This is a genomic window from Nonomuraea antimicrobica, assembly GCF_039536965.1.
In the GTDB taxonomy this organism is placed as follows: domain Bacteria; phylum Actinomycetota; class Actinomycetes; order Streptosporangiales; family Streptosporangiaceae; genus Nonomuraea; species Nonomuraea antimicrobica.
Genome location: NZ_BAAAZP010000071.1, coordinates 21,828 through 22,610, shown reverse-complemented (window position 1 = coordinate 22,610; position 783 = coordinate 21,828). Strand labels below are relative to the sequence as shown.

Annotated in this window: 1 protein-coding gene; it reads left to right on the top strand. The window is 75.2% G+C overall.

What is annotated here, in order from left to right; translation table 11 throughout:
* The coding region (locus tag ABD844_RS18095) for a hypothetical protein (RefSeq protein WP_344878531.1) at positions 1-783 on the top strand (783 nt) is incomplete at both ends.

The following is a 783-nucleotide window of genomic DNA, read 5'->3' as shown; positions in this document are numbered from 1 at the left end:
CGCCGGACGGCCGCCCGGCGACCCGTTCGGGACGGGACCGCACGAGCTGCCCGGCCTCCAGGCGTTCCTGGGCTGGGTGTACGCGGGCGTCTTCGTCACGCTCTTCCTCGTCCCCGCCACGCTCGCCGCGGCCGCCTGGACCAGGAAGGACTGGCCGGGCACCGCGGCGCGCACGGTCCTGGCGCCCGTCGCCTTCGCCGCCGGGGTCGTGCTGCTGTCGGTCTGGGAGACCGACTACGCCTGGATCTGGACCGGCGTCGCTCTGGGCCTGGTCGTCGGCGCCACCGGGATCCGCACCGCGAACCGCACCGAGAACCGCACCGAGAACCGCACGGCGACGGATCCCGGCGGGCGCTTCCGGTGGGCGGCGCCGTTCGTGGTGCTGGGGCTGGCCGTCGCGCTGCTCAACACGGTCCTGCTGGCGACGCTGCTGATCGTCGCCGAGTGGCTGGGCACGCTGCGCCCCTGCCACGACCCCCGCCAGGGCGGCTGCCTGAACGTCCCGGCGGCCGTCGGCCCCGAGACGCCGATCGCGGTGTTCCCGATGATCAGGAACGCCACCCCTTACCTGATCGTCATCCCCCTGCTCCTGCTCGCCTGCTTCCTGCTCTACCAGGGGATCCACTGGTGGATCAGCGGACGGACCGGCAGGCGGGCCGTCGTGGACGAGTACTCCCGGCGCGACGCCGCGGCCGAGGCGCACCCCGAGTGGTGGGTCTCGGCGGTCGCCGGGGGCGAGGCGCCCGAGTGGCAGCGGCGGCTGGTGCGCCGCTGGCCCGGCGG